At 62.3% G+C, this 22,625-nt stretch carries 24 protein-coding genes and 1 pseudogene; 12 read left to right on the top strand and 13 right to left on the bottom strand.

The window, feature by feature from the left end; all coding sequences use genetic code 11:
• The first annotated feature begins 83 nt into the window (after positions 1-83).
• The 8 genes from BEK68_RS15335 to BEK68_RS15305 all read left to right on the top strand — a co-directional run bounded on the left by BEK68_RS15335 (position 84) and on the right by BEK68_RS15305 (position 5,328).
• Positions 84-872 carry a hypothetical protein gene (locus BEK68_RS15335; protein WP_012436272.1) on the top strand — a complete coding sequence of 263 codons (789 nt, stop codon included), beginning with the start codon at positions 84-86 and terminating at the stop codon, positions 870-872.
• 91 nt (positions 873-963) lie between these two features.
• A complete protein-coding gene (locus tag BEK68_RS15330; RefSeq protein ID WP_012436271.1) occupies positions 964-1,167 on the top strand; it encodes an AlpA family transcriptional regulator in 204 nt (67 codons plus the stop codon).
• Positions 1,168-1,178: 11 nt separating this feature from the next.
• Complete coding sequence (locus tag BEK68_RS15325; RefSeq protein ID WP_012436270.1) at positions 1,179-1,514, top strand: helix-turn-helix domain-containing protein; 336 nt, start codon at positions 1,179-1,181, stop codon at positions 1,512-1,514.
• Positions 1,511-1,972: a hypothetical protein gene (locus tag BEK68_RS15320; RefSeq protein WP_012436269.1), complete on the top strand. Its 462-nt coding sequence runs from the start codon at positions 1,511-1,513 to the stop codon at positions 1,970-1,972. Before BEK68_RS15325 ends, BEK68_RS15320 begins: the two co-directional genes overlap by 4 nt.
• Positions 1,973-2,110: 138 nt before the next feature.
• Positions 2,111-2,662: a hypothetical protein gene (locus BEK68_RS15315; RefSeq protein WP_012436268.1), complete on the top strand. Its 552-nt coding sequence runs from the start codon at positions 2,111-2,113 to the stop codon at positions 2,660-2,662.
• Between the two features lie 39 nt (positions 2,663-2,701).
• On the top strand, positions 2,702-4,201 hold the full coding sequence (locus tag BEK68_RS26195) for a hypothetical protein (RefSeq protein ID WP_012436267.1): 1,500 nt from the start codon (positions 2,702-2,704) through the stop codon (positions 4,199-4,201).
• Positions 4,083-4,664 carry an HGGxSTG domain-containing protein gene (locus BEK68_RS26465; protein WP_316685515.1) on the top strand — a complete coding sequence of 194 codons (582 nt, stop codon included), beginning with the start codon at positions 4,083-4,085 and terminating at the stop codon, positions 4,662-4,664. Before BEK68_RS26195 ends, BEK68_RS26465 begins: the two co-directional genes overlap by 119 nt.
• A gap of 145 nt (positions 4,665-4,809) precedes the next feature.
• Complete coding sequence (locus tag BEK68_RS15305; RefSeq protein WP_012436265.1) at positions 4,810-5,328, top strand: HGGxSTG domain-containing protein; 519 nt, start codon at positions 4,810-4,812, stop codon at positions 5,326-5,328.
• On the opposite strand, the gene BEK68_RS15300 is transcribed toward BEK68_RS15305, so the two are convergent.
• Complete coding sequence (locus BEK68_RS15300; protein ID WP_012436264.1) at positions 5,325-5,864, bottom strand: zinc ribbon domain-containing protein; 540 nt, start codon at positions 5,862-5,864, stop codon at positions 5,325-5,327. The two genes, BEK68_RS15305 and BEK68_RS15300, sit on opposite strands and share 4 nt — an antisense overlap.
• Before the next feature lie 296 nt (positions 5,865-6,160).
• Here BEK68_RS15300 and BEK68_RS15295 point away from each other — a divergent pair, with 296 nt between their 5' ends.
• Entirely contained in the window at positions 6,161-6,685 is a 525-nt protein-coding gene (locus BEK68_RS15295) for a hypothetical protein (RefSeq protein WP_012436263.1), read from the top strand.
• 641 nt (positions 6,686-7,326) lie between these two features.
• On the opposite strand, the pseudogene BEK68_RS15290 reads toward BEK68_RS15295, so the two are convergent.
• The 5 genes and pseudogenes from BEK68_RS15290 to BEK68_RS15270 form a co-directional block, all read right to left on the bottom strand.
• Positions 7,327-7,570: pseudogene (locus BEK68_RS15290) on the bottom strand (DUF3761 domain-containing protein).
• A 31-nt stretch (positions 7,571-7,601) separates the two neighbouring features.
• Positions 7,602-8,330: a hypothetical protein gene (locus BEK68_RS15285; protein ID WP_012436262.1), complete on the bottom strand. Its 729-nt coding sequence runs from the start codon at positions 8,328-8,330 to the stop codon at positions 7,602-7,604.
• Positions 8,331-9,316: 986 nt separating this feature from the next.
• Positions 9,317-9,937 (bottom strand): DUF4126 domain-containing protein, encoded by a 621-nt coding sequence (locus BEK68_RS15280; RefSeq protein ID WP_004631947.1) that lies wholly within the window; start codon positions 9,935-9,937, stop codon positions 9,317-9,319.
• A 78-nt stretch (positions 9,938-10,015) separates the two neighbouring features.
• A complete protein-coding gene (locus BEK68_RS15275) occupies positions 10,016-10,471 on the bottom strand; it encodes a DUF2501 domain-containing protein (protein WP_012436260.1) in 456 nt (151 codons plus the stop codon).
• A gap of 185 nt (positions 10,472-10,656) precedes the next feature.
• Positions 10,657-10,860 carry a cold-shock protein gene (locus BEK68_RS15270; RefSeq protein WP_004631953.1) on the bottom strand — a complete coding sequence of 68 codons (204 nt, stop codon included), beginning with the start codon at positions 10,858-10,860 and terminating at the stop codon, positions 10,657-10,659.
• Positions 10,861-11,437: 577 nt separating this feature from the next.
• Between BEK68_RS15270 and clpS the strand changes: the two genes are divergently transcribed.
• Together clpS and clpA are read left to right on the top strand one after the other, a co-directional pair.
• Positions 11,438-11,764: an ATP-dependent Clp protease adapter ClpS gene (clpS, locus tag BEK68_RS15265; protein ID WP_004631954.1), complete on the top strand. Its 327-nt coding sequence runs from the start codon at positions 11,438-11,440 to the stop codon at positions 11,762-11,764.
• Positions 11,761-14,049, top strand: coding sequence for an ATP-dependent Clp protease ATP-binding subunit ClpA (gene clpA / locus BEK68_RS15260; protein ID WP_004631957.1), 2,289 nt, complete (start codon positions 11,761-11,763; stop codon positions 14,047-14,049). Before clpS ends, clpA begins: the two co-directional genes overlap by 4 nt.
• Before the next feature lie 65 nt (positions 14,050-14,114).
• Here clpA and dut read toward each other — a convergent pair whose 3' ends face one another.
• Genes dut through coaBC form a run of 3 tightly spaced genes read right to left on the bottom strand, consistent with a single transcriptional unit; the run spans position 14,115 to position 16,806 of the window.
• Positions 14,115-14,561, bottom strand: coding sequence for a dUTP diphosphatase (gene dut, locus BEK68_RS15255; protein WP_004631959.1), 447 nt, complete (start codon positions 14,559-14,561; stop codon positions 14,115-14,117).
• Positions 14,558-15,604: an LLM class flavin-dependent oxidoreductase gene (locus tag BEK68_RS15250; RefSeq protein ID WP_012436259.1), complete on the bottom strand. Its 1,047-nt coding sequence runs from the start codon at positions 15,602-15,604 to the stop codon at positions 14,558-14,560. Before BEK68_RS15250 ends, dut begins: the two co-directional genes overlap by 4 nt.
• Positions 15,601-16,806, bottom strand: a complete 1,206-nt coding sequence (gene coaBC, locus BEK68_RS15245) for a bifunctional phosphopantothenoylcysteine decarboxylase/phosphopantothenate--cysteine ligase CoaBC (protein WP_012436258.1) — start codon at positions 16,804-16,806, stop codon at positions 15,601-15,603. The genes BEK68_RS15250 and coaBC overlap by 4 nt, the downstream gene beginning before the upstream one ends.
• Positions 16,807-16,955: 149 nt before the next feature.
• On the opposite strand from coaBC, the gene BEK68_RS15240 reads away from it, so the two are divergent.
• A complete protein-coding gene (locus BEK68_RS15240) occupies positions 16,956-17,534 on the top strand; it encodes a YdcF family protein (RefSeq protein ID WP_012436257.1) in 579 nt (192 codons plus the stop codon).
• Between the two features lie 3 nt (positions 17,535-17,537).
• Here the strand turns inward: BEK68_RS15240 and BEK68_RS15235 are convergent, their stop codons facing one another.
• The 4 genes from BEK68_RS15235 to BEK68_RS15220 all read right to left on the bottom strand — a co-directional run bounded on the left by BEK68_RS15235 (position 17,538) and on the right by BEK68_RS15220 (position 22,434).
• Entirely contained in the window at positions 17,538-17,915 is a 378-nt protein-coding gene (locus BEK68_RS15235; RefSeq protein ID WP_012436256.1) for a DUF4180 domain-containing protein, read from the bottom strand.
• Positions 17,916-17,922: 7 nt separating this feature from the next.
• Positions 17,923-18,447: a signal peptidase II gene (gene lspA / locus BEK68_RS15230; protein WP_004631969.1), complete on the bottom strand. Its 525-nt coding sequence runs from the start codon at positions 18,445-18,447 to the stop codon at positions 17,923-17,925.
• The gene (gene ileS / locus BEK68_RS15225; protein ID WP_012436255.1) at positions 18,447-21,326 is read right to left on the bottom strand and encodes an isoleucine--tRNA ligase; all 2,880 of its coding nucleotides are present in this window, start codon (positions 21,324-21,326) and stop codon (positions 18,447-18,449) included. The genes lspA and ileS overlap by 1 nt, the downstream gene beginning before the upstream one ends.
• A 109-nt stretch (positions 21,327-21,435) precedes the next feature.
• Entirely contained in the window at positions 21,436-22,434 is a 999-nt protein-coding gene (locus tag BEK68_RS15220) for a bifunctional riboflavin kinase/FAD synthetase (protein ID WP_012436254.1), read from the bottom strand.
• Between the last annotated feature and the right edge of the window lie 191 nt (positions 22,435-22,625).

The following is a 22,625-nucleotide window of genomic DNA, read 5'->3' as shown; positions in this document are numbered from 1 at the left end:
CCTAGATCGGCCAATCGAAAACGGGTTCTCTCACCCGCTGGCGCTGCTCTCTTTTTCGAGGGACTTTGCGTGAGGGCGCAAGGATGGGCTCGACTCCCACACCCAACGACATCAATTCGCAGAACAGAGAGTTCTGGGCGAATCAGGATCACATCGGCAGGTACGGTGACGCGATCGCGGCCGCCACTGATGCCCTGATGAAATATGACACGTATGGGCACGGTCGCTTTGTGTGGCTAGCTTACAAGAGCGTCCGAGTTGCGGAAAGGCTCTGGCCGGCCTATCGGGAAGCGATGATTGCCTACGTCAGTACCTGGGGAAATGGGCAGGAAGTTAGGTTATCCACAGAGGTGTTGGACACCCTGCGAGAGCGAGTCCTGTGCATCCTGGATGGTGTTGTTGGGGATCTTCTGGATCTGGGCGATACGAGCAGCAAACACGGGCACGCCGCCGTCAAGAAAGCGCTTAGGATCGATGCGGAAAATTCCCCCACTAGTTCCAAAGCTCGCACGCTTGAAGAAGCAATCATCGAGGGGATGATCGCCATTTACCGCCAAGCATCAGTGCTGCAGGAAAGGTTCGCGCGCGGGGAGTCATCCTTTAGCGTGCGACCCCCAGCCGCCGCAGATCACATCAAGCGGTTGGTGGCAAATAACACCGGGGTGAGCATTTCTCAGGTTGATGCAACCTGGCGCAAATATCTATCAGAGGGTGAACATGCGGACGACTGCAAGGCACTGATTCAGCAGGTCAAGGAACAAGACAAGGCACTTCGGCGCAAGGTAGTGCCAAAGCTGAAAGCAGCGGTCAAGCGGCCCCAGAAACCAACGGCGGATCACCGCTGGCGGAGAACTGTGAGGACGAAAATTTAGAAACCCTCCCTGTTTTCTAAATATTTTTTCTTAATGCAAACAGTTCCGCAGAGCTTCGGGATGGTCCCGAGGCAGCCGACGGAGCTTTTGCATGACCGCAAACATCCAAGCCGCACTGACCATCCTGCGCCGCAGGCAGGTGGAAGCCGCAACCGGGCTCTCGCGCTCGAGCATCTACCAACGCATCAAGGAAAGGACCTTTCCCGCTGCGGTCCAGCTAGGCCCGCGGGCTGTCGGCTGGCGAGCCGGCGACATTGAGGCGTTCTTGGCAAACCCCGCCGGATATAAGGCATAAGGGGCGCGCGCATGACCACCAAAAACGGAAAGGGCCGCAACTCCTGCAAGAGTGCGACCCAGAAGACCACCGATGTCAATGATAGGGATATGTCGGTCGCGGCGCAATGCAAGCGCGTGCTCGAATACCTAAAGTCCGATGGCCAGACCACTTACAGCCTCCGCGCCAAGGGCATCAGTCATCCTGCACAGCGTGTGAAAGAGCTTGTCCGGCTTGGCTACAGCATCTGCTCGGATCGGGTCATTGCCGTCGATAGCGACGGCTTCTCACATGCCAACGTGGCCCGATACTGCCTCATGGATCGCGAGCCGGATCTCGTCGACCTGATGGAGGCCGCCAGTGCATGAGCAGACGAGCCACCACTGCCAAAGCCAAGCGGGACGGAGCAGGCGGCGCCATTCTGTTGATTCCGCACACGGTGATCGACAGCCCGGCATTTGTCACGCTCTCGGCCAACGGCGTCAAGCTGCTGATCGACATGGCCGCGCAGTACAACACCCGGAACAACGGCGCCTTGCTTTGCTCCTGGCGCTACATGAGCGAGAAACGCGGCTGGAAATCGCCGGACACACTGAACCGCGCGCGACAGGAGCTGATCGATCGGGGTTTGATCGTCCAGACGGTGCAGGGACGTATGCCCAACAAGGCGAGTTGGTACGCAATCGGCTGGTGCGCGTTGGACAACCTAGACGGGCTGGACATCAAGCCGCAGGGCTTCCCACGGGGCGCCTATCGGCACTGGAACCCGGCGCCTCTAAAAACGCAGTCGCCTGTACGGAAATCGTACATAGACCCCCCTCAATAGATACGGTTTCCGTATATGGGCCACTGACCGTAGATACGGCAATCGTATCTATCCGGCCCATTTTGCCCCCAGTCCTAGATACGGTTTCCGTACACCTTCTAGTAATGCCACTCCACAGCCAAACAATCAGGACCGCTCATGCTTGAAAAACTCCTCACCCGCAAACCCATGACAGCTATCAATGACGCAAACCATCTGAGCGAGGGCGACGAACTGCGGCTTGCCGAGCAGGCCGTGCAACGGCTGTTGGATGACATGGCGGCAGCAAAGCTGAAGCTCGACCGGTCCGCAGCAGATGCCGATCGCTGCGTTGCTGATCCGGGCAAGGTCCTGCCCCAAGAGCTTCATTCGGCGCTGCTGGCTCGGTCGGAGGCGCTGGCGGCATATGACACCGCAGCGACCAGGTACCAGAGCGCGCTCGGTGAACTTGAGAAGCGATGTACCGAGATTACCGAGCGGCGGGTGCAAGAGGATGCCAAAGCGAGGAAAGAGGCGTACGAGAAAGCGCTATCTGACTACCGGGTGCAGTGCATGGCGCTGATCAAGCCGGCGCTGGAGGTGCGCCGCTTGGGCCGAGTTGCAGGGGTCTTCCTGCCGTACTCCGCACCCGGCGATCTACTTTTTGACCATGACTCCGACATCACTGTCGCTGGCTATCCCGTGCCTGTGTGGGTGCAGGGCTCAATTTGATGCGCAGCACCGCGGAGAGGCAACCAAACGGAGAAACACATGACTGATCGCCAGATCACCTATGACGGCCAAGTACCCCAAACGCTTGACCTGTTGAACACCAATAAATCCACGATGATCGCCATCGCCAAGCTGACGGGCGACATTCTTGGCACTAGCACTATTGTGACGGGCCTTGCGTGTGTTCCAACGTCGCCGGCTTCGATGTCCGTCAACGTCAACCCTGGTCAGATTTACCAGAATGTCGTCGTTGACCAGAACGTCTACTCCGACATCGCGGCGGACACGGCGCACAGCATCGTCAAGAGCGGCATTCTCATGGATGCCCAGAATTTCGCCATCAGCGCTCCGTCCACGGCGGGCTATTCGCAGAACTACCTGATTCAGGCGACCTTCCTTGAGACGGACACGAACAACATTGTTCTGCCTTACTACAACAGCTCGAACCCGGCGCAAGCGTTGAATGGCCCGGCAGGCAATGGGAGTCAGCAGCCGACGCGGCGCGCTGGACAGGTATCGCTGCAACTTGTAGCCGGCACGGCTGCGGCTACCGGTACGCAAACGACGCCGGCGGTCACGGCTGGGTATGTCGGCCTGTGGGTCATCACGGTAGCGAACGGGCAAGCGACGATCACGGCGGGGAACATCTCTAAGTTCTCAGGTGCGCCGTTCTTCCCGGGCTTCGCGCGTCTTGATGGATCGACGCCATTCACCGGCGTACAACAAGGTGTCGCGCCTGCGAAGCTCGACAACTCCCCGAATCTTGCAACGACCGCATTTGCCAATTCGACTGGGTCAGTCGTTGGCATGGTGCGAAACGGGAAGATGCAGGTCGCTACTGCGGCCGCGACTGCAAGCTTCACGGCAGACGAAGTGGTTGTCGAAACAGTGCTTGGTGGCGCACCGCTGCGGCTGGCGAACTTCAACCAGTCTGTCAATCTCGCAACGACTGGCGCCGGCGGCATGGACACCGGCACGGCCCCAGTAAGCGGGTATGTGGCGCTGTATGCGATCTACAACCCGACGACTGCAGCTTCGGCTCTTTTGGCAACAAACGCCACTAGCGGCAAGCAACCCGAAGTGTACGGCGGCGTCAACATGCCCGCTGGCTACACCGCATCGGCGTTGGTGTCGGTGTGGCCGACGAACGCCTCCTCGCAATTCATCACTGGCACGCAGATTGGTCGGACGGTTATGCGCGGCATCGTGACGGTTCTGAGCACCGGTACAACACAAGCAAGCCCGACTAGTCTCAGCATCTCCAGCGCCGTGCCGCCAAACGCATCTAGCATGATTGGTAGCTGCGGCGCGGTGCCGAACAGTGGGCAAGCGGTGGCGTCGGCAGCGGTAACTCTTTCGATCTACCCAGATGCTGCCGGCACCGGTGGCAGCGGTGTTAGCGCAGTTGCTGGCGGCGGCAATGGTGCCAACGCGAACGTGTTGGTTCAGCTCAATACGCCGCAAACCGTCTACTACACGAGCAGCATCAACACCGGTACCGCCAACTTCACGCTCGGCGTGGTTGGCTACACCTTCTGAGGCAGAAGCCCGCCATGCGCGGGCCTCAACTCCCAAACCGAGAGTCCCTATGAGCGACCAAGACAAACCATTCGGCGCACTCACCGCGACCCAAAGGCTAGCCATGGGCGACGACGAAAAACGGAAGCGGCTGAGAGCGCATTACGTTGAATGTGACGCCGTGCGAGCTGAGCGTGCTGCGATCGAGCGCGCAGAGTATGAGCGGTTTCTGAGCTCTCGTTTGTCACCCCGGCGCGGCTGGAGTCGGGCCCCACTGCCGTCTTATCCGGTATTCCCTGAGGAACTGTGCGGGATGACCTGCGGTGCCCGAACGCGCGCCGGCACGCCCTGCAAGATGACGGCGATCTACCGCAACGGTCGATGCAAATTGCACGGCGGGATGTCGACGGGGCCGCGCTCCAATTCGGGCAAGGCTAGATCCGCGGCTAACGGCCTGATGCCGAAACGGAAGCAAACCCCATGAGAGGTACATAAAAGATGGTTTCCAAACCGCTGGTAACCACTTTGGTTTCCACGGTTTGGGGCCTTTTGGAGACCTGGTTAGCAGCGCGGTTAGCACGGTTTGCGCTCGTTGCGCGCTCGATATCAAATTTGAGGAACGCCACCCCATGAAGAAGTTCTGCGGTGCCCAAACGCGCGCTGGAACCCCCTGTAAGCGCTCGCCACTGGCCGGGAAGCGTCGCTGCCGGCTGCACGGCGGGGCCAGCACTGGCGCAGGCAATCCGGCCCGCCCCGGCAACCGGAATGCCCTCAAACACGGCTTGTATAGCGATCGCCTGACGGACGAGGAAAAGGCGTTGCTGGAGCAGATGCCGGTCGGCTCGCTCGACGAGGAGATCCGCCTTGCGCGCGTGTTGCTGATGCGCACGCTGGGGGCTGAGGAGACAGACGAGCGGCTGCTGTCGATCGACCGTGTGATTCTGCGCAAACCGGGTTTGGAGGCCACCTATCGGCCGCCCCAGCACCTTGAGCACATCCTCCGATTGCTGGGCCGCATTGGGCGCCTGGAGATCGCCAGAGCCGCGCTACTGGAGGGTCTATGCGACAGCATCGGCGCCGGAGCGGACAGCCAAGACAGCCCGCGAATAGCGGTCGTCCGTGAGAATGGCGAGACCAGCGCGGGTTAGCCTGGCAACCGCCCCTCGCGTGCGCGCACATCGAGCACGGTCTTATCATCGGCCGCCAGATCGCACTCATAGGTGACCGGAGTAAAGGCGCCGAACCCATTTTGAAATTCAGCCTTGTCGCCGATCATGGTGAGCGTACCAGCGGCCTTGTCCGCCCAGCGGAATCGGCTGAACTTCATCTCAAACGTGCCGTCTGTCCATCGGACGCTGTGCTTGGCCAACCGTTCGATTGGGTCTTTGCAATAGACGCTGGCGGCCACCACAGCCTTATCTCCCCGGCATTGCAGATTGTCCTTTGCGCACTCTTGGGCGACTGGCTTGGTTTCGCCTTTCTTCTCATTGTTCGAGCTGCATTGCGCGATAGCGACGGCCCCTATGATCGCAAGAAATAACACGCCAAGAATGCTCTGCTTCTTCTTTGGCTTGCCTGCCGCCACAGTCGCTGTGCTGCGCAACGGTGGCGCGCCGCAGTTCGGGCAGGCGGCGGCTTCAGTGCTGACATCTTTGCCGCATTCACGGCATTTGATCAGAGCCATTCTAGGAATTAATCGTGAAACTAATTTGCGATTACATTCGCAATTTGCGAATGCATTCGCCCATACATCGCGCCAGCGTTTTCGATAGCGAACTATCTATTTGATAGCATGCTATCAAAGGATATACAAAAGCTTATTTGTAATCTAATCCGAAATAATTTAATTCCGATGGCGGATTTTGTCAATTAAATCAGCGCGCTATATTGCTTCAAGCCTGCTGTCGGCAGGTAGGCGGCGGCCAAGGGGCCGCAACCCCAAGGCCGCCTATCACACCCCAAGCAACAGGAGCTTGAGCTATGACCGAAGACAACTTCACCCCGTCACGCCACGACATCGGCGAACTGAAGATCATCATTTCGCTCGGCCTGTCGTTTTGCATGTACGTCGGCACGCGGGCGCATCTTGACGCTGAAGGCGTTATCCCTGTCGGAACCAAGTGGCCAGACGGCTTTAGCTGGGTTTCGTGGGAGGCTAATGGTCTTCGCTTCAGGCTGGTGCGCGAGCGTCCCGAGGGTGCGAAGGGACCGCGCCGCGTTTTCCTCGACTGCGACAACTGGTGTTTGCGTATGGATGTGCAGGGGCGGTCCGTTGCCGACGCAGTCATCAAGCACAAGGCAGACAATCTAGCGCAGTATATCCACGGCCAGACGCCGGCTGGCCAAGCAGAGTTCTTTCGGCAGTGCGAACTGTATTATGCCGCCTGCAACGACGAGAAGTTCCAGGCATTCAAAGCACTCATTCCCGGCCTTATTCCGCCGTCGCGCAAGCGTCGCGGCCGTCCGTCCAACGCTTCCGCTACCCAATCTCAGGAGGCGGTATGACAACGGAAAACTACAGCAAGACCGGCGACATGCGGCAGGAGTTGGCTTCGCGAAAGGGTGTCGTCCCTACCGTTCCGCCGCGGGCTTTCTAGCCAATTGCCGGCGTGAGTTGGTGGCCTGCGCAGTACCAATAGCCCTCGGCGATGTCCGAGGGCTATTACTTTGAGCGGCCTTGGCTGTCCCGCGCCTGTCCCTCGGGACAGTCACGCGATGTCACACAATGTCACGCGGACAGGTGCGCCGTGTCCGCATCTTGTCCGCCTCGCCTGCGGACTGATTGCGGACATAGAAAGGCTATGCGGATGTCTTCGGGGAAGGCTTGCGGGAAGGTTGCACCGTGTTCTAACGGTGTCTTAACAGTTAGGTCACGGTGTCGAGACGGGTGAATGCGCGGCATGTCCTAGCGCCGCCTGCGTTGCATCGCGTTGCGTTGCATCGTGCCCGCAAGAGTATAGAAGGCTCGCGAGCATTCGCGAAGTTTCGCGAGCCGTCCGGAAATCCGATGGAAGCCCCTTGCTAGCCCCTTGCTAGCACTCGGGACGCCAAAGATCGGAAGCGCTCGACCTGCCTGAGTGGAAACCCAGTGGGTTTCCCGTGGGATTGGCCTATCGTTGCGCCCCAGTTTCCCGAGGCGTCCCCCTTCAAAGCCAGCCAGCGACTCCACCATGGCGCGAACACGTGCCCCGATGCGATTCGCTGAAGCTGTACGAGCCATCACAACACTGGGCGGTTGTGCCGTTGGGTGCCCGACACATCCTTGGTGTGCGGCGGCGAACGGACGTCACGCCCGTGCTGGCTGACGTAGTGCCCGTGCTCAACGAGCGCGGATTGGTCCGGCGCCTGGTTGTAGCTCTGTTGCGCGATGCTGACGACGCGGATTTCCATGTTCCGTGAAAGTGTGCGCCGTGCGCCGAGCCTAGTCAGATAACGTCGCGGGGATCGTGGGGTCGATCTTCCGGATCGCCCGAAGATCAGCCTTGTCTTCGTCAGTCATCGGCATATCCAGACCCGCATACTTGCGCTTTACAGCGTCATAGTGGGCACGGCTGAGCGATGTCATTTGCCACACGCCCGGTACTTGATTGGGCATCGTGAAGATGGCCGTTGCCGGCTTCGGTATGAGGCTGTGGGGGACTGTGAACTCACAATGGAAGAAGCCCATGTCCATTCCGCAGTTGTTCGGTTTCAGCGCTTGCCCGTCGATGGCGAGGCTCAGTTGAACCTTGTCTGCCCCTTGCTGTGTCCATGCCAACTGCACGTATTCGGAGGTCTTTGGCTTGGGCGGCCGGCCGAGGCGTTTGCTCGGTGGCACCCCTATGACGATCTCCTCGCTGATATCCCACAGTTTTACCGGCCCAAGCTGGACAATGACGCTGTCTTTGCTGATGTAGGTCTTGCCCATGCCAACCAAATCGACTGCTACCTGGTTGTTTTTCTGGGCGTAACCATCGATCAGTGCTTTTGCGTAGTCGGCCTCGGGGATCACGAATAAGGTGCCGGCTTGGCTGACTGCGACGTAGTCGCCCCATGGCGTAGAGATTCTCGGATTTCCGCCGGGCCCGGGGTGAACCTGGATTGTCTGCGCTACGGCCATGCCAGAAGCGAGGCCGAACAGAATGGCAACTCCACGTCTGATCTTGTTCATTTTTCTTTTCTAGTCGGGACGCCAGGAGGTCGATCGAGGCGTCATTGCTGGTGCGGTTGCTTGGCTCTCGATTATGGCGACGTAGCCACGTGCTGCAACTGCAAAAAGGTGGGGCAGCCGCGCGCTAGTGAGTACTTTTCTGAGTGTTATTCGGGGGATTGAACGCAGATGCATTGATGCAACAAAGGTTTGCGGGAAATTTACACAGAATGATCGAGCACGCGCTTCGCGGCTTCGGCCGTGATGCAAAGGAAAACCCCGGCAGCTTCGGCTGGCCGGGGTTTTTTTATTTCGCGCCGCCAACGGCCATCCGCAGACGCTCGCAGTTCTGGCCGCGTTTGCACGCAAAAAAAGGGCGGGCGAGCCCCAACAAGCCCCAACGCCGGTGCTGCAACAACGGCGCTGCAGGCCCATGCGCCGGGCCTCGCCCATTGATCAGCAGGGGTGTTCGGGTTGCTCTGGCGAGTCCGCCGTGCTCGTCGGGGAGTATTTCAGGGGCGCAGCGCGCGCGGACACCGCATGCAAAAACGCACGCCCGGAGGCAACGCCTTTCTGATATTCGGTGAGCGAATCGCCAGCCGGGGAATCGGCGGATTTGGAGATCGAGCGGGTCACGGCATTCCTTTTCATCTGATGAACGGAACCGCGCCCAACCCTGGCAGGAGGGGTGGGCGAGCACAGGCAAGGTGGAAAACCGATGCGTAACAGTCGGCGCGGCCGAAGCCGCTCATGCCTGGCTCGCCCCAGGAGGGTGACGAAGCCAAGCCATAGCAGTCGAGGGCAAGAACCTATGCTCGGTCCTCACCCGTTACGCACGAGGTTTCCACACCTCGATCGCTTTCTCTATGGCACTGAAAGCGATGGCGCGAGTGTACCGATGGCTGCTTCGTCTGAGCAGGGGCGAAACTATAAATCAGAATTTGCCTAGAGGATGCGCATGTGCGGCGCGGATGCTGTTTCTCGCCGCTGCGCTTTCGGATGGTGCCTCAGTGCGGCAACCGCGTTGTGCCGGGCGATTGTGGCCCAGGCGAGCGTCCGCGCAATGCATCGCGCAGCTGCCGCACACCGCGCCACAGCTTGGGCAGTAACCACGCCGATACCAACAGCAGCAGCGCCAGCACCACCAGAAACGCAATCGGCAGGAAAAACGCCATCAACAAACCACCGCTGGCGGCCACGTCTTCGCTGAACGACGCCACCCAGTTCGAGAAAGGCTCCGGCGACGTGTTGATCAGTGCGCGCGTGCCGGCCTTGGTGGCATGCGCCGTGCCGGCCAGCGTCCCGCCGATCAGTCCTGCGGCCACCATCCATTGCGGATCGAGCTGCCCGAACGCGGCGGCAGCCAGAATCGCACCCGCAGGCACGCGGATGAAGGTCTGGATGCCATCCCACACCGAATCGAACCCGGGAATCTTGTCGGCGAGGAACTCCGCCACGGCCAGCACGCCGGCCAGGCCGATCACCCACCACGATTCCAGCATCTGCAGCCCGGGCGGCAAATGCAGCCAACCCGTGCGGCCGAGCACGCCGGCAGCAAATACGGCCAGATAGAGGCGGAATCCGCTGGTCCAGGACAGCCCGGCGGCCAGCGCGGCGGTTTCCAGCATGAGGCTCCTTGGGGTGCAGAAGAGAGGCGAACGGCGAGTCAATATTGCAGTGTAGTGCGCGCTCGCCTGCGCCGCGGCTTAAAGCAGCGATTTGCCCTGCGACAGGATCTTGTCGCAAGCCTGCTTGGTGATCTGCGACTTGATGCTGCTCAGGTCGAATTTGTTGCCATCCGAATTGGTCAGGATGCCTTTTGTGCCCTCGGTGTAACCCGGGTTGGATGCCGGCGCATCCCCCAGCTTGCCGAGCAGCCTGTCTTTGACCGAGGCCGCGTCGGTGGCGCCGCCCAGGTAGTTGTTCTTCATGCAGAACTCCAGCACGCCAGCCACATTGCCGGCGCTGCCCGACGTCAATGACCCTAGCGACGGCACACCGCCCAGGCTGCCGATGCTGCCAAGGCCACCGGTGGTGTCCTGGCTGTTGCCCTGCGTGGCACCCTTGATCAGGTCTCCAAGCTGGGCGTGGGCGACAGCGGGAAGCAGTGCGGCAATCAGCAGCGTTGCCGCGGCGGCGGTGCGGGTCAGGGGGTGTTTCATGGGGGGCTCCTTGGAATGACGGGGATCACCACACCGCAAGTGCACAGCCCGCCGAAATGACGTGTTGCGCGCGGTGAGTCATCTGCGCCATTGTCGTGCGCCCCGGCAACAAAAAACCCGGCATGTCGCCGGGTTTTTTGCATTTGGGCACCATCGCCATGCGGCAAGGTGCCGCACAACGCCAATCAGGCAGCCTGGATGTTGGTGGCCTGCTTGCCCTTCGGACCTTGCGTCACTTCAAACGAGACGCGCTGATTTTCCTTGAGCGTCTTGAAGCCAGCCATTTGGATGGCCGAGAAATGCGCGAACAGCTCTTCGCCGCCTTCGTCAGGCGAGATGAAACCGAAACCCTTGGCGTCGTTAAACCATTTGACCGTACCGAGTGCCATGAAAACCCCTCCGTTAAAACACAAGTCCGAGCCGGGAGGGGTGTGCCTGTCGGGGCAGTTCAGAGCGGTACCGCGCAGTCATCGCCCGGCCGCCGGCCCGCAGGGCACGACGAATGGCACGGGTGGAACCGCGCCGCAAGCGATCGGTCTTCTTGTGGCAAACACCACAGCCTGAAGCGGTTGTCGATCTGTTGTCGACTGGTGTGAGGCCTCCCGGGCTCACCATTCATGTGGCTCACTGCCAACGGTTTGCGGGGCAGTAGGGCGCACATGCTGAATTCGATTGTTCGAGGAATGTAAGAGACTGTCAAGGCCACAAAGGATGGGTTTGTGGCGAAAAACGGTCAGTTTCTGAAGAGGATTTGCTCGAAATCCGGCCGATCGCCTCAAAGTACGGAAAACGATTGGCATCCCGGGCGCGGCGCTTGCGCCGGCTCCAGCCAGCGCGGAGGCGGTAAGACCCTTCGCTCCCGAGGGCTGACGGACGCACGCGGCACGGGCCAAACCGTTTGTAGACCTTGAAGTCGGCGTTATTTCCCCAAATTGCGAACTCGAAAGGAGTGGTTAGAATAAGACCATGGCAATCCGGCAAGCGACCACTCCACAACACGATGCAGGCACCGTCCTGGAGCGGAAAGAGCAAGCGCTCAAACCGCCCGCGATGTACAAGGTGCTGCTGCTTAACGACGACTACACCCCGATGGAATTCGTCGTGATGATTCTTCAACAATACTTCAGCAAAGACCGGGAAACAGCCACACAAATCATGCTGACGGTGCATCGGGAAGGTAAGGGCGTGTGCGGTCTCTATACCCGGGATATCGCCGCGACGAAAGTGGAATTGGTGTCAACCCATGCACGGCAAGCGGGGCATCCGCTGCAGTGTGTGATGGAGGAAGCATGATTGCGCAAGAACTGGAAGTCAGCCTGCACATGGCGTTTGTTGAAGCCCGCCAGGCTCGCCACGAATTCATTACGGTGGAGCATCTGCTGCTTGCGCTGCTGGACAACCCGACGGCCGCCGAGGTGCTTCGCGCCTGCGCTGCCAACATCGAAGACCTCCGCACGCACCTGAAGAACTTCATCGCCGACAACACCCCGGTGGTACCGGGCACGGACGAGGTGGACACGCAGCCGACACTCGGCTTCCAGCGCGTGATCCAGCGCGCCATCATGCACGTGCAATCCACATCGAACGGGAAGAAGGAAGTGACGGGCGCGAACGTGCTGGTCGCCATCTTCGGCGAGAAGGATTCGCACGCGGTGTACTACCTCCAGCAACAGGGCGTGACCCGGCTGGACGTCGTCAACTTCATCAGCCACGGCATCCGCAAGGACCAGGCCGAGCCTGCCAAGCAAGGCGAAGGCAACCCCGAGGGCGAAGGCGGCGACGGCAAGGAAAGCCCGCTCGAGCAATTCACGCAAAACCTGAACGCGTTGGCCAAGGCCGGCAAGATCGATCCCCTGATCGGTCGCGAGCAGGAAGTGGAGCGCGTGGTGCAGGTGCTTTGCCGCCGGCGTAAAAACAACCCGCTGCTGGTGGGCGAGGCCGGTGTCGGCAAGACGGCCATCGCAGAAGGCTTGGCATGGCGCATCACCAAGGGCGAAGTGCCGGACATCCTGGCAAAGTCCGTCGTCTACTCGCTCGACATGGGCGCGCTGCTGGCCGGCACGAAGTACCGCGGCGACTTTGAGCAACGCCTGAAGGGCGTGCTGAAGTCGCTCAAGGACAACCCGAACGCGATTCTGTTCATCGACGAGATCCACACGCTGATTGGCGCAGGCGCCGCTTCGGGCGGCACGCTGGACGCCAGCAACCTGCTCAAGCCCGCGCTGTCGTCGGGCGCGCTCAAGTGCATCGGTGCGACGACGTTCACGGAATACCGCGGCATTTTCGAGAAGGATGCTGCGCTGTCCCGCCGCTTCCAGAAGATCGACGTGGTGGAGCCGACGGTCGACCAGACCGTCCAGATTCTGCGTGGCCTGAAGTCGCGCTTTGAAGAACACCATGGCGTGAAGTACGCGTCGTCGGCGCTGACCGCCGCGGCTGAATTGTCGGCGCGCTTCATCACCGATCGTCACCTGCCGGACAAGGCGATCGACGTGATCGACGAAGCCGGTGCAGCGCAGCGCATCCTGCCGAAGTCGAAGCAGAAGAAGACCATCGGCAAGGGTGAGATCGAGGACATCGTCTCGCGTATTGCCCGCGTTCCGCCGCAAAGCGTGTCGCAGGACGACCGCAGCAAGCTGCAGACGCTGGAGCGCGACCTGAAGTCGGTCGTGTTCGGGCAGGACCCGGCCATTGATGCGCTTGCTTCGGCCATCAAGATGTCGCGCGCCGGGCTGGGCAAGACGGACAAGCCGATCGGCTCGTTCCTGTTCAGCGGCCCGACGGGCGTGGGCAAGACGGAAGTCGCCAAGCAGCTCGCGTTCATCCTCGGCATCGAGCTGATCCGTTTCGACATGTCGGAGTACATGGAGCGCCATGCGGTGAGCCGGCTGATCGGCGCGCCTCCGGGCTACGTGGGCTTCGATCAGGGCGGCCTGCTGACGGAAGCCGTGACCAAGAAGCCGCACTGCGTGCTGCTGCTGGACGAGATCGAAAAGGCGCACCCGGACATCTTCAACATCCTGCTGCAGGTGATGGACCACGGCGCGCTGACGGACAACAACGGCCGCAAGGCGGACTTCCGCAACGTGATCATCATCATGACGACCAATGCGGGCGCCGAGACAATGAACAAGGCAACGATCGGTTTCACCACGGCGCGCGAACAGGGCGACGAGATGGCCGACATCAAGCGCATGTTCACGCCTGAGTTCCGCAACCGTCTGGACGCAACCATCAGCTTCCGCTCGCTGGATGAGGAAATCATCATGCGCGTGGTCGACAAGTTCCTCATGCAGCTGGAAGAGCAACTGCACGAGAAGAAGGTGGATGCCATCTTCACCGAGAAGCTGCGTCGCTTCCTGGCGAAGAAGGGGTTCGACCCGCTGATGGGTGCACGCCCGATGCAGCGCCTGATTCAAGACCTGATCCGCAAGGCTCTGGCCGACGAACTGCTGTTCGGCAAGCTGGTCAACGGCGGCAAGGTGATCGTGGATCTGGACGATGCAGACGCGGTGAAGCTGGAGTTCTCCGAGAACGAAGCGCCGCCGGCACCTGCCCAGGAAGAAGCGGAAGCGTGACGAGTTTGTCGCACCAAACAAAAGGCCCGGAAGTTCCGGGCCTTTTTTATATGTGGGCGATATTGTCAGTGACGCCCGGTGCTGCCGAAACCACCGGCACCGCGCTCGCTCTCGGCAAAGTCGTCCACGATGTTCAGCTCGGCTTGTACCACCGGCACGATCACGAGCTGCGCAAGCCGCTCCATCGGGTTGAGCACGAACGCAGTGCTGCCGCGGTTCCACGTGCTGACCATCAGCTGGCCCTGGTAATCCGAATCGATCAGGCCGACCAAGTTGCCCAGCACGATGCCATGTTTGTGGCCCATGCCCGAGCGCGGCAGGATCAGCGCGGCATAGCCCGGGTCGGCCAGGTGGATCGCCATGCCGGTCGGGATCAGGTGCGTAGTGCCAGGTTCGATGGTGAGCGGGGCGTCGACGCAGGCGCGCAGGTCCAGCCCGGCGCTGCCGGTGGTGGCGTACTGCGGGAGTTGTTCGTGCAGGCGGGCGTCGAGGATCTTGACGTCGAGTTTCATGCGGGGCAGGCCGAAGAGGTTGCAGAAGCCGGAGATGGTAGCGCAAACGCCTCGGCTAGCAGCTCGTATGAGCGCAGGCGCGCCTTGTAGCTTGGCGCGACGGTCAGCACGATCAGTTCGTCGGCGACAAAGCGGTCCTTGAGCGCATGCATCTGCTCGGCCACGGATTCCGGCGTGCCGATGATGCTGCGCGGCCGCTCGCGCATGACGATGGCCTGGTCGCGTTCGGTGTAGACGTGCGCTTCGCCTTGCTCGACGGTCGGGATCGGGCCATTCACGCCAAGCGCCATCTGCACGCGGCGCAGGTCGATGGCAGCTTCATAGCGGCGCGCCTCGGCCTCGGTGTCGGCGGCGATCACGAAGACGGCGGCGGCGCTATACGGGCGCGCATCGTAGCCAGGTTCGAAATCGGTGCGGTACTGCTGGGAGACGATGTGCCCGACGTGCGGGTTGATGAAGTGCGCGAACGCGAAACGGATACCCAGGCGCGCGGCCAGCGCGCCGCCAAAATCGCTGGAGCCGAGCACCCACAGTTCGGGTCGGGTGTCGATCTCGGGCTGCAGGATGACGCCGTAGGCGGGGTGATCCGGCGGTAGCGTGCCCGTCAAGTGCCAGATCAGTTCCTGCACCTGCTGCGGGAAGATGTCGCCGCGGTTGTAGTCGCCCATGGCCACGGCCTGCGCGGTGCGCATGTCGCCGCCGGGTGCGCGGCCGACGCCCAGGTCGATGCGGTTCGGGAACAGCGCTTCCAGCAGGCGGAACTGCTCGGCCAGCTTGAACGGGCTGTAATACGGCAGCATCACGCCGCCGGAGCCCACGCGCAGGTGTTTCGTGGCGCTCGCCACGCGGGCGATCATCACTTCCGGCGCCGGATTGCTGACGCCACGCAGGCCGTGGTGCTCGGCGCACCAGTAGCGCGTGTAGCCGAGTGCATCCGTGAGTTGCGCCAGGTCGACCGTCGCGGCGATGGCATCGCGCGCGCTGTGGCCGTAGATGACGGGGCTTTGATCGAGGACGGACAGGCGGATCGGCGCGGCGCTCATGACTGAGCCCCATGCACGCGATCGGCGATGGCCGCGACGATCTGGCGCGCGAGCGTCAGCTTGTCGGCACGCGGCAGGCGCGTGATCCCCTTTGCATCGAAGAGCGCCACTTCGTTGTCGTCGCGGCCGAAAGTCTGATGGCCGAGATTGCCGACCAGCAACGGGATGCCCTTCTTCTGACGCTTGGCCTCGCCAAACTCCTCCAGCCGCTCCGTTTCGGCCGCAAAACCGACGCAGAACGGCGCATTCGGGCGGCGTGCGACAGCCGCCAGGATGTCGGGGTTCTGCGTGAACGTTAGAGAGGGCACGTCGGCGTCGCTCTGCTTCTTCAGCTTGTGCTCTGCCGCCTGTGCCACACGCCAATCGGCCACAGCGGCGACGGCAATGAAGATGTCGTTCTTTGCCGTATCCAGTTCGTGCATGACGGCGTCGTGCATCTGCTGGGCGGTTTGCACATCGATGCGCAATACGCCTGCAGGGGTGTCCTGATGGCACGGACCGGCAACGAGCGTGACCTCCGCACCGGCCTGCGATGCCGCCCGCGCCAGCGCAAAACCCATCTTGCCGCTGGACAGGTTCGTGATGCCGCGCACCGGGTCGATTGGCTCGAAGGTCGGGCCGGCTGTCAGCAGCACCCGGTGTCCTCGCAGCAGCTTGGGCTGGAAGAAGCCAATGAGTTGCTGGACGATGTCTTCCGGCTCGAGCATGCGGCCGTCGCCGACTTCGCCGCAGGCCTGGTCGCCGGCATCGGGGCCGAGCAGGGTGACGTCGTCGGCGCGCAGTTGGGCGGCATTGCGTTGCGTGGCGGGCGCGGCCCACATCTGGCGGTTCATCGCGGGCGCCACGAGCAGCGGGCAATCGCGCGCGATGCACAGCGTTGAGAGCAGATCGTCGGCCATGCCGTGCGCGAGCTTGGCGAGAAAGTCCGTGGAGGCAGGCGCAATGACGATGGCATCTGCCTCGCGCGAGAGGTCGATGTGCGGCATGTTGTTGCCGATGCGGCCATCCCACTGCGACGTGAAGACCGGGCGACCGGAAAGCGCCTGCATCGTCACCGGCGTGATGAAGTGCGTGGCGGCCTCGGTCATCACCACCTGCACGGTGGCGCCCGCCTTGGTCAAGAGCCGCACCAGCTCGGCCGACTTGTAGCACGCGATGCCCCCGGTCAGGCCGAGCACGAAATGTTTGCCTTGCAGTTCCATAACAACCCGCTTGGGAATCCGATTGACGCAATATGCGCGGGCAGGATACAACCCGGTGCCCGGGCTTCCTGCTGAACAGTGGCGATGATACCGGCTTGCCCCGCGGCGCGTCTGGCGCTCGGGTTTTTCGTTAAGAGCGCATTCTCGATATGGTTTTCGGTCGTTCCGCAGTTCGCAATGTTCTCGCCTGGATTGGCGGTTGCGCCATCGTGGCGGTGGTGGTCGGAGGTGCGCTCGTGTGTGGGGCGAAGGCATGGCTGCGCGAGGAGCCGAGGCTCGCACAGGCGGACGTGATCGTCGTGCTGGGCGGCGAATCGGGCCAGCGCGTGATCGGCGCCGCCGAGCTGTACCACGCGGGCGTTGCTCCCCGCGTGTTCGTCAGCGGGCAGGGCGATTGCCTGCTGATCGAACGTCGCCTGGTGATGGCGGGTGTGCCCGCAGAGCGCATCGGCCACGAATGTGTGTCTGGCAGCACGATGGAAAATGCGCGGATGACGCGCGGGACGCTAGCGGGCCAGCAGGTGCAAAGCGCAATACTGGTCACGAGCTGGTATCACACCGGCCGGGCGCTGGCGGTGTTCCGCAAGGTATGGCCGGAGGTCACCTGGGGTGCGCAGGGCGTATTCCCGGGCGACACGCTGGCCAAGTCGGTCCCGATCTACGAAGCCGGGTCGATTCTTGCGGAGTACGTCAAGCGGGCGTGGTATGCCGTCCGCTACCGGGCCTGAGCCTCATTTGGCTGGCATGGGCCGCGCATCGGCGGCCAGGTCGTCAAGCGAGGGCACGAAGCGGACCGTGTCGCGCTTGTTGGATTCCCGCACCCAGTCGCGCAGCGCGTTGCTGGCTTGGAGATGCGCAGAGATGTCTCCGACCACGGCGAGCTTCAGTCGATAGTTCGTGATCTTCTGCGCGATGCCGCCGGCCAGGCCGGTGCGCAGTGCAAAGAACGCGGCATCGAGACGGCTGACAGGCACGGCAATCATCGATGCTCCATGCCCCAGCGCCTCGCCAATCAGGTGGTCCAGCGCATCCTGTTCGCTGGCGATGCGCGGGCCGGCCTCATCGAGGCATAGCACCGCTTCGCCGTTCCAATGCTGGAGTTCTGACACAGCAGGATCAGCGACGCACGCGTCGCAGTTCGTCGACGATCAGCAGCACCGCGCCGATGGTGATGCCGCAGTCCGCCACGTTGAAGGCCGGCCAGTGGTAGTTGTGCAGGTAGAAGTCGAGGAAGTCCACCACGTGACCGTAGATGACGCGGTCGATCACGTTGCCCAGCGCGCCGCCCAGAATCAGCGCCAGCGCGAAGCAGAACATCTTCTGCCCGCTGTGCCGCTTGAGCAGCCACACGATGAACAGCGCCGCCGCCACGCCCAGGCCCGTGAAGAACCAGCGCTGCCAGCCGCCTGCCGCCGCCAGGAACGAAAACGCCGCTCCCCTGTTATAGGCGAGCACCAGGTTGAAGAACCCGGTGACCGGGCGCGACTCGCCGTAAGTGAAGGTTTTGAGGACGGCGATCTTGGTCAACTGGTCCAGCAGGATCCAGATGACGGCCAGACCCAGCCAGGGGCCCACGCCATGACCGCCGCTGCTCTTCTTCAACCCGATCGATTTGCTCTTGCCGTTGTTCCGAGTGGCCATCAGGCAGCGCTCCGTTGTTCGCCGGAACCGAACAGGTTGTCGGTGCAGCGCTTGCAGAGGGTCGGGTGGGCGTGATCGTGGCCGACGTCGGCGCGGTAATGCCAGCAGCGCTCGCATTTGGAGTGCGTGGACGGCACCACGGTGATGAGCAGATCGCCGCCTTCCGGCGCGCGCTCCAGCTTGGCCGCGGACGTGATCAGCACGAAGCGCAGGTCGTCGCCGAGGCTGGCCAGTGCGTCATGCACGGATTCACCCGCCGACACCGTCACTTCCGCCTGCAGCGACGAGCCGATCTTGCCGTCGATACGCAGCGCCTCCAGCTGCTTGGTCACTTCGCCGCGCACGTTGCGGATGGCGGCCCATTTCTCCAGCAGCGCGCTGGCGCCTTGCGGCACCGGAGCGTTGTAATACGTGCTGGTGAAGATGGTGTCGGTGTGCTCCGTGCCGTGCGCAAACACCTGCCAGGCCTCTTCGGCCGTGAACGACAGGAACGGCGCCATCCAGTGCAGCATGGCCTGGGTGATGTGATACAGCGCGTTCTGTGCCGAGCGGCGTGCCACGGAATCGGGCGCCGTGGTGTACAGGCGGTCCTTCAGCACGTCGAGGTAGAAGCCGCCCAGGTCTTCCGAGCAGAACGTCTGCAGCTTGGCGACCACCGGGTGGAATTCATACACGTCGTAGTGCGACAGGACTTCCTTCTGCAACGCATCCGTCAGCGCTACCGCGTAGCGGTCGATTTCGAGCCATTGCTCGGTCGGCAGCGCGTGCTTGGCGTGGTCGTAGTCGGTCAGATTGGCGAGCAGGAAGCGCAGCGTGTTGCGGATGCGGCGATAGCCTTCCACCACGCGCTTCAGGATTTCATCCGAGATGGCCAGTTCGCCCGAGTAGTCGGTCGAGGCCACCCACAGGCGGATGATCTCGGCGCCCATCTTGTTGGCGATTTCCTGCGGCGCGATCGTGTTGCCGATCGACTTGGACATCTTGCGGCCTTCGCCGTCCACCGTGAAGCCGTGTGTGAGCAGGCCCTTGTATGGCGGCTTGCCGTACAGCATCGAGGCCGTCAGCAGCGACGAATGGAACCAGCCACGGTGCTGGTCGGAACCTTCCAGGTACAGATCGGCCAGGCGACCGTCCGGCAGGTCGGCCGAAGCGTCGTACAGGTCCGCCGCGTGCGAGCCGCGGATGACGTGCCAGTGCGTGGTGCCCGAGTCGAACCACACGTCGAGCGTGTCGCGATTCTTCTCGTACATGTCAGCCTCGTCGCCGAGCAGCTCGCGCGGGTCGAGCGTCTGCCAGGCTTCGATGCCGCTTTTTTCGATGCGCTGGGCGACCTGTTCCAGCAGCTCAGGCGTGCGCGGGTGCAGTGCGCCGGTTTCCTTGTGCACGAAGAAGGCCATCGGCACGCCCCATTGGCGCTGGCGCGACAGCGTCCAGTCCGGGCGGTTGGCGATCATGTTGTGCAGGCGCTGTTTGCCCCACGACGGGTAGAACGCCGTGGCATCGATGCCTGCCAGCGCCGTTTCGCGCAGCGTGGCGTTGCCGTCGTTGGGCTGCACGTCCATCCCTGCAAACCACTGCGACGTGGCGCGATAGATGATCGGCGTCTTGTGGCGCCAGCAGTGCATGTAGCTGTGCGCGTACTTGTGCGCGTCGAACAGGTTGCCGGATTCGCGCAGCACTTCGACGATCTTCGGATTGGCGTCCCAGATCATCTGCCCGCCGAACAGCGGCAGCGTCGATGCGTACACGCCGTTACCCATCACCGGGTTGATGATTTCCGAGTCGGGCATGTTGTGTGCCTTGCACGACTGGAAGTCTTCCACGCCGTAGGCGGGCGCGGAGTGGACGATGCCGGTACCGGTGTCGATGGTCACGTAGTCGCCCAGGTAGACGGGCGAGGTGCGATCGTAGCCCGCGTCCATCTTGGCGAGCGGATGATGGAAACGCACGCCATTGAGCGCTGCGCCTTCGCACGTGGCCAGCACGGTGCCTTCCAGCTTCCAGCTTTGCAGGCAGGCTTCGACGCGCTCCTTGGCAACGATCAGCAGCCCGCGCGACGTGTCGACCAGCGCGTATTCGATTTCCGGGTGCAGGTTCAGCGCCTGGTTGGAGGGGATCGTCCACGGCGTGGTCGTCCAGATCACGATCCAGCCCGGCTTGGCCTTGAGCACATCGGCGCCGACGTGGAAGGCGCTCGCCAGTGCGTCGATATCGGCAAATGGGAAGCCGACGTCGATCGACAGGTCGGTGCGATCCGCGTATTCGACTTCCGCCTCAGCCAGTGCCGAGCCGCAGTCGAAGCACCAGTTGACCGGCTTCAGGCCGCGGAAGACGTAGCCTTTCTCCAGGATCTTGCCCAGCGCACGCACTTCATCCGCTTCGTTGCGGAAGTTCATGGTCAGATAGGGATCGGCCCAGTCACCCAGCACGCCCAGTCGCTCGAAATCGGCCTTCTGGCGCGCGATCTGCCCCGTGGCGTAGGCGCGCGCCTTCTCCTGCACTTCCTTGACGGGCAGACCCTTGCCGAACTGCTTTTCGATCTGGATCTCGATCGGCATGCCGTGGCAGTCCCAGCCCGGCACATAGACGGCGTCCAGCCCGGTCAGGCCGCGCGCCTTGATCACCATGTCCTTGAGGATCTTGTTGACCGCGTGGCCGATGTGCAGATCGCCGTTGGCATACGGCGGGCCGTCGTGAAGGATGAACTTCTTCGCGCCTTTACGAGCAGCACGGATCTTCTTGTAGAGCTGCTTGTCCTGCCATTGCTTGACCCACAGCGGTTCGCGCTTGGGCAGGTCGCCGCGCATGGGGAAGGGCGTGTCCAGCAGGTTGACCGGGTATTTGCTCTTCTCCGGCGTAGGCTTCTTGGAATCGGACATGGTGTGATGTGGGGCAGATTCGGGCAATTCGGGTGGGTGCAGGCGCGGCTGACAGTGCAGGACGCGCGTGCGCAGCGTGTGGCTTCTGGGCGGCGAACGTGTCGGCCGCCTACTGAATTCGGTCGGTGGCGGAGGTGGCGAAGTCGCGCCGAAGCGTTGGAGACTCGCCGGCCGGCGGAACAGGCAGGCCGAAGAACTGCCGCGCATGAACACAGTCCTGCGCGATGGCGTCCTTGAGCGCATCGAGCGAATCGTAGCGAGCCTCGTCGCGCAGCTTCTTCATGAATTCCACGCGGACAAGCTTGCCGTAGACATTGGCCTGGTAATCGAAGATATGCACTTCCAGCAGCACGCGGCCGGAGTCGTCCACCGTCGGGCGTACGCCAATGCTGGCGACGGCCGGCAGCGGTTTTTCGGCCAGCCCGTGCACCTGCACGACAAAGATGCCGGCCACCGCCGGCCTGCGGTGCGAGATGCGCAGATTCAGCGTCGGGAAGCCGAGCGAGCGGCCGAGCTTTTGCCCGTGCACCACGTGCCCGCTGATGGCATAACCGTGACCGAGCAGGCGGCGGGCATGTTCCAGGTCACCGGCGGCCAGCGCCTCGCGCACGGCGGAACTGGAGATGCGCACGCCGGACTCCGACACCGAGCCCATCTGCTCGACTTCGAAGCCGAACTGGGCACCAGCGGCCTGGAGATAAGCGAAATCGCCGGCGCGCTTGGCGCCGAAGCGGAAATCATCGCCCACCAGCAGCCAGCGCGTGTGCAGGCCATCCACCAAAACATTGCGCACGAACTCGTCGGGCGTCTGCCCGGCGAAATGCGCGTTGAAATGCTCCACGACCACGCGGTCGACGCCCTGGCGGCGCAGGCTTTCCAGCTTGTCGCGCAGCAGGGCGATGCGGGTGGGCGCGCGGTCCGGCATGAAGAATTCGCGCGGATGCGGCTCGAACGTCATCACCGTGAGCGGCAATCCGCGTGCATCGGCCGCCGCGCGTGCGCGGGCCAGCAGAGACTGGTGCCCGCGGTGCACGCCGTCGAAGTTGCCGATGGTCAACGCGCAGGGCGCGCGACTTTCGGCGTTGGGCAGGCCGCGAAAGACTTTCACGAGAAGCGTCGGTGGTCGAGGAAGGGAGAAGTGCGTTCTTGTGCCGGATTGACGTGGCAGGCGCCAAAATCCAGCAAAACGCACATTATATAAGGGATTGCCCCATCCCCGGCGCGCACGCGGATTGGTGTCGGGGTGTTGCACAATCGTCCGAACGGTGCGCCCGCGCGGTTCATGCTTGCGGCACAATC

It is taken from the genome of Ralstonia pickettii, assembly GCF_001699815.1.
GTDB lineage: Bacteria > Pseudomonadota > Gammaproteobacteria > Burkholderiales > Burkholderiaceae > Ralstonia > Ralstonia thomasii.
The sequence above is the reverse complement of the archived record's forward strand: the minus strand, read 5'-3'. Positions and strand labels throughout refer to the sequence as shown.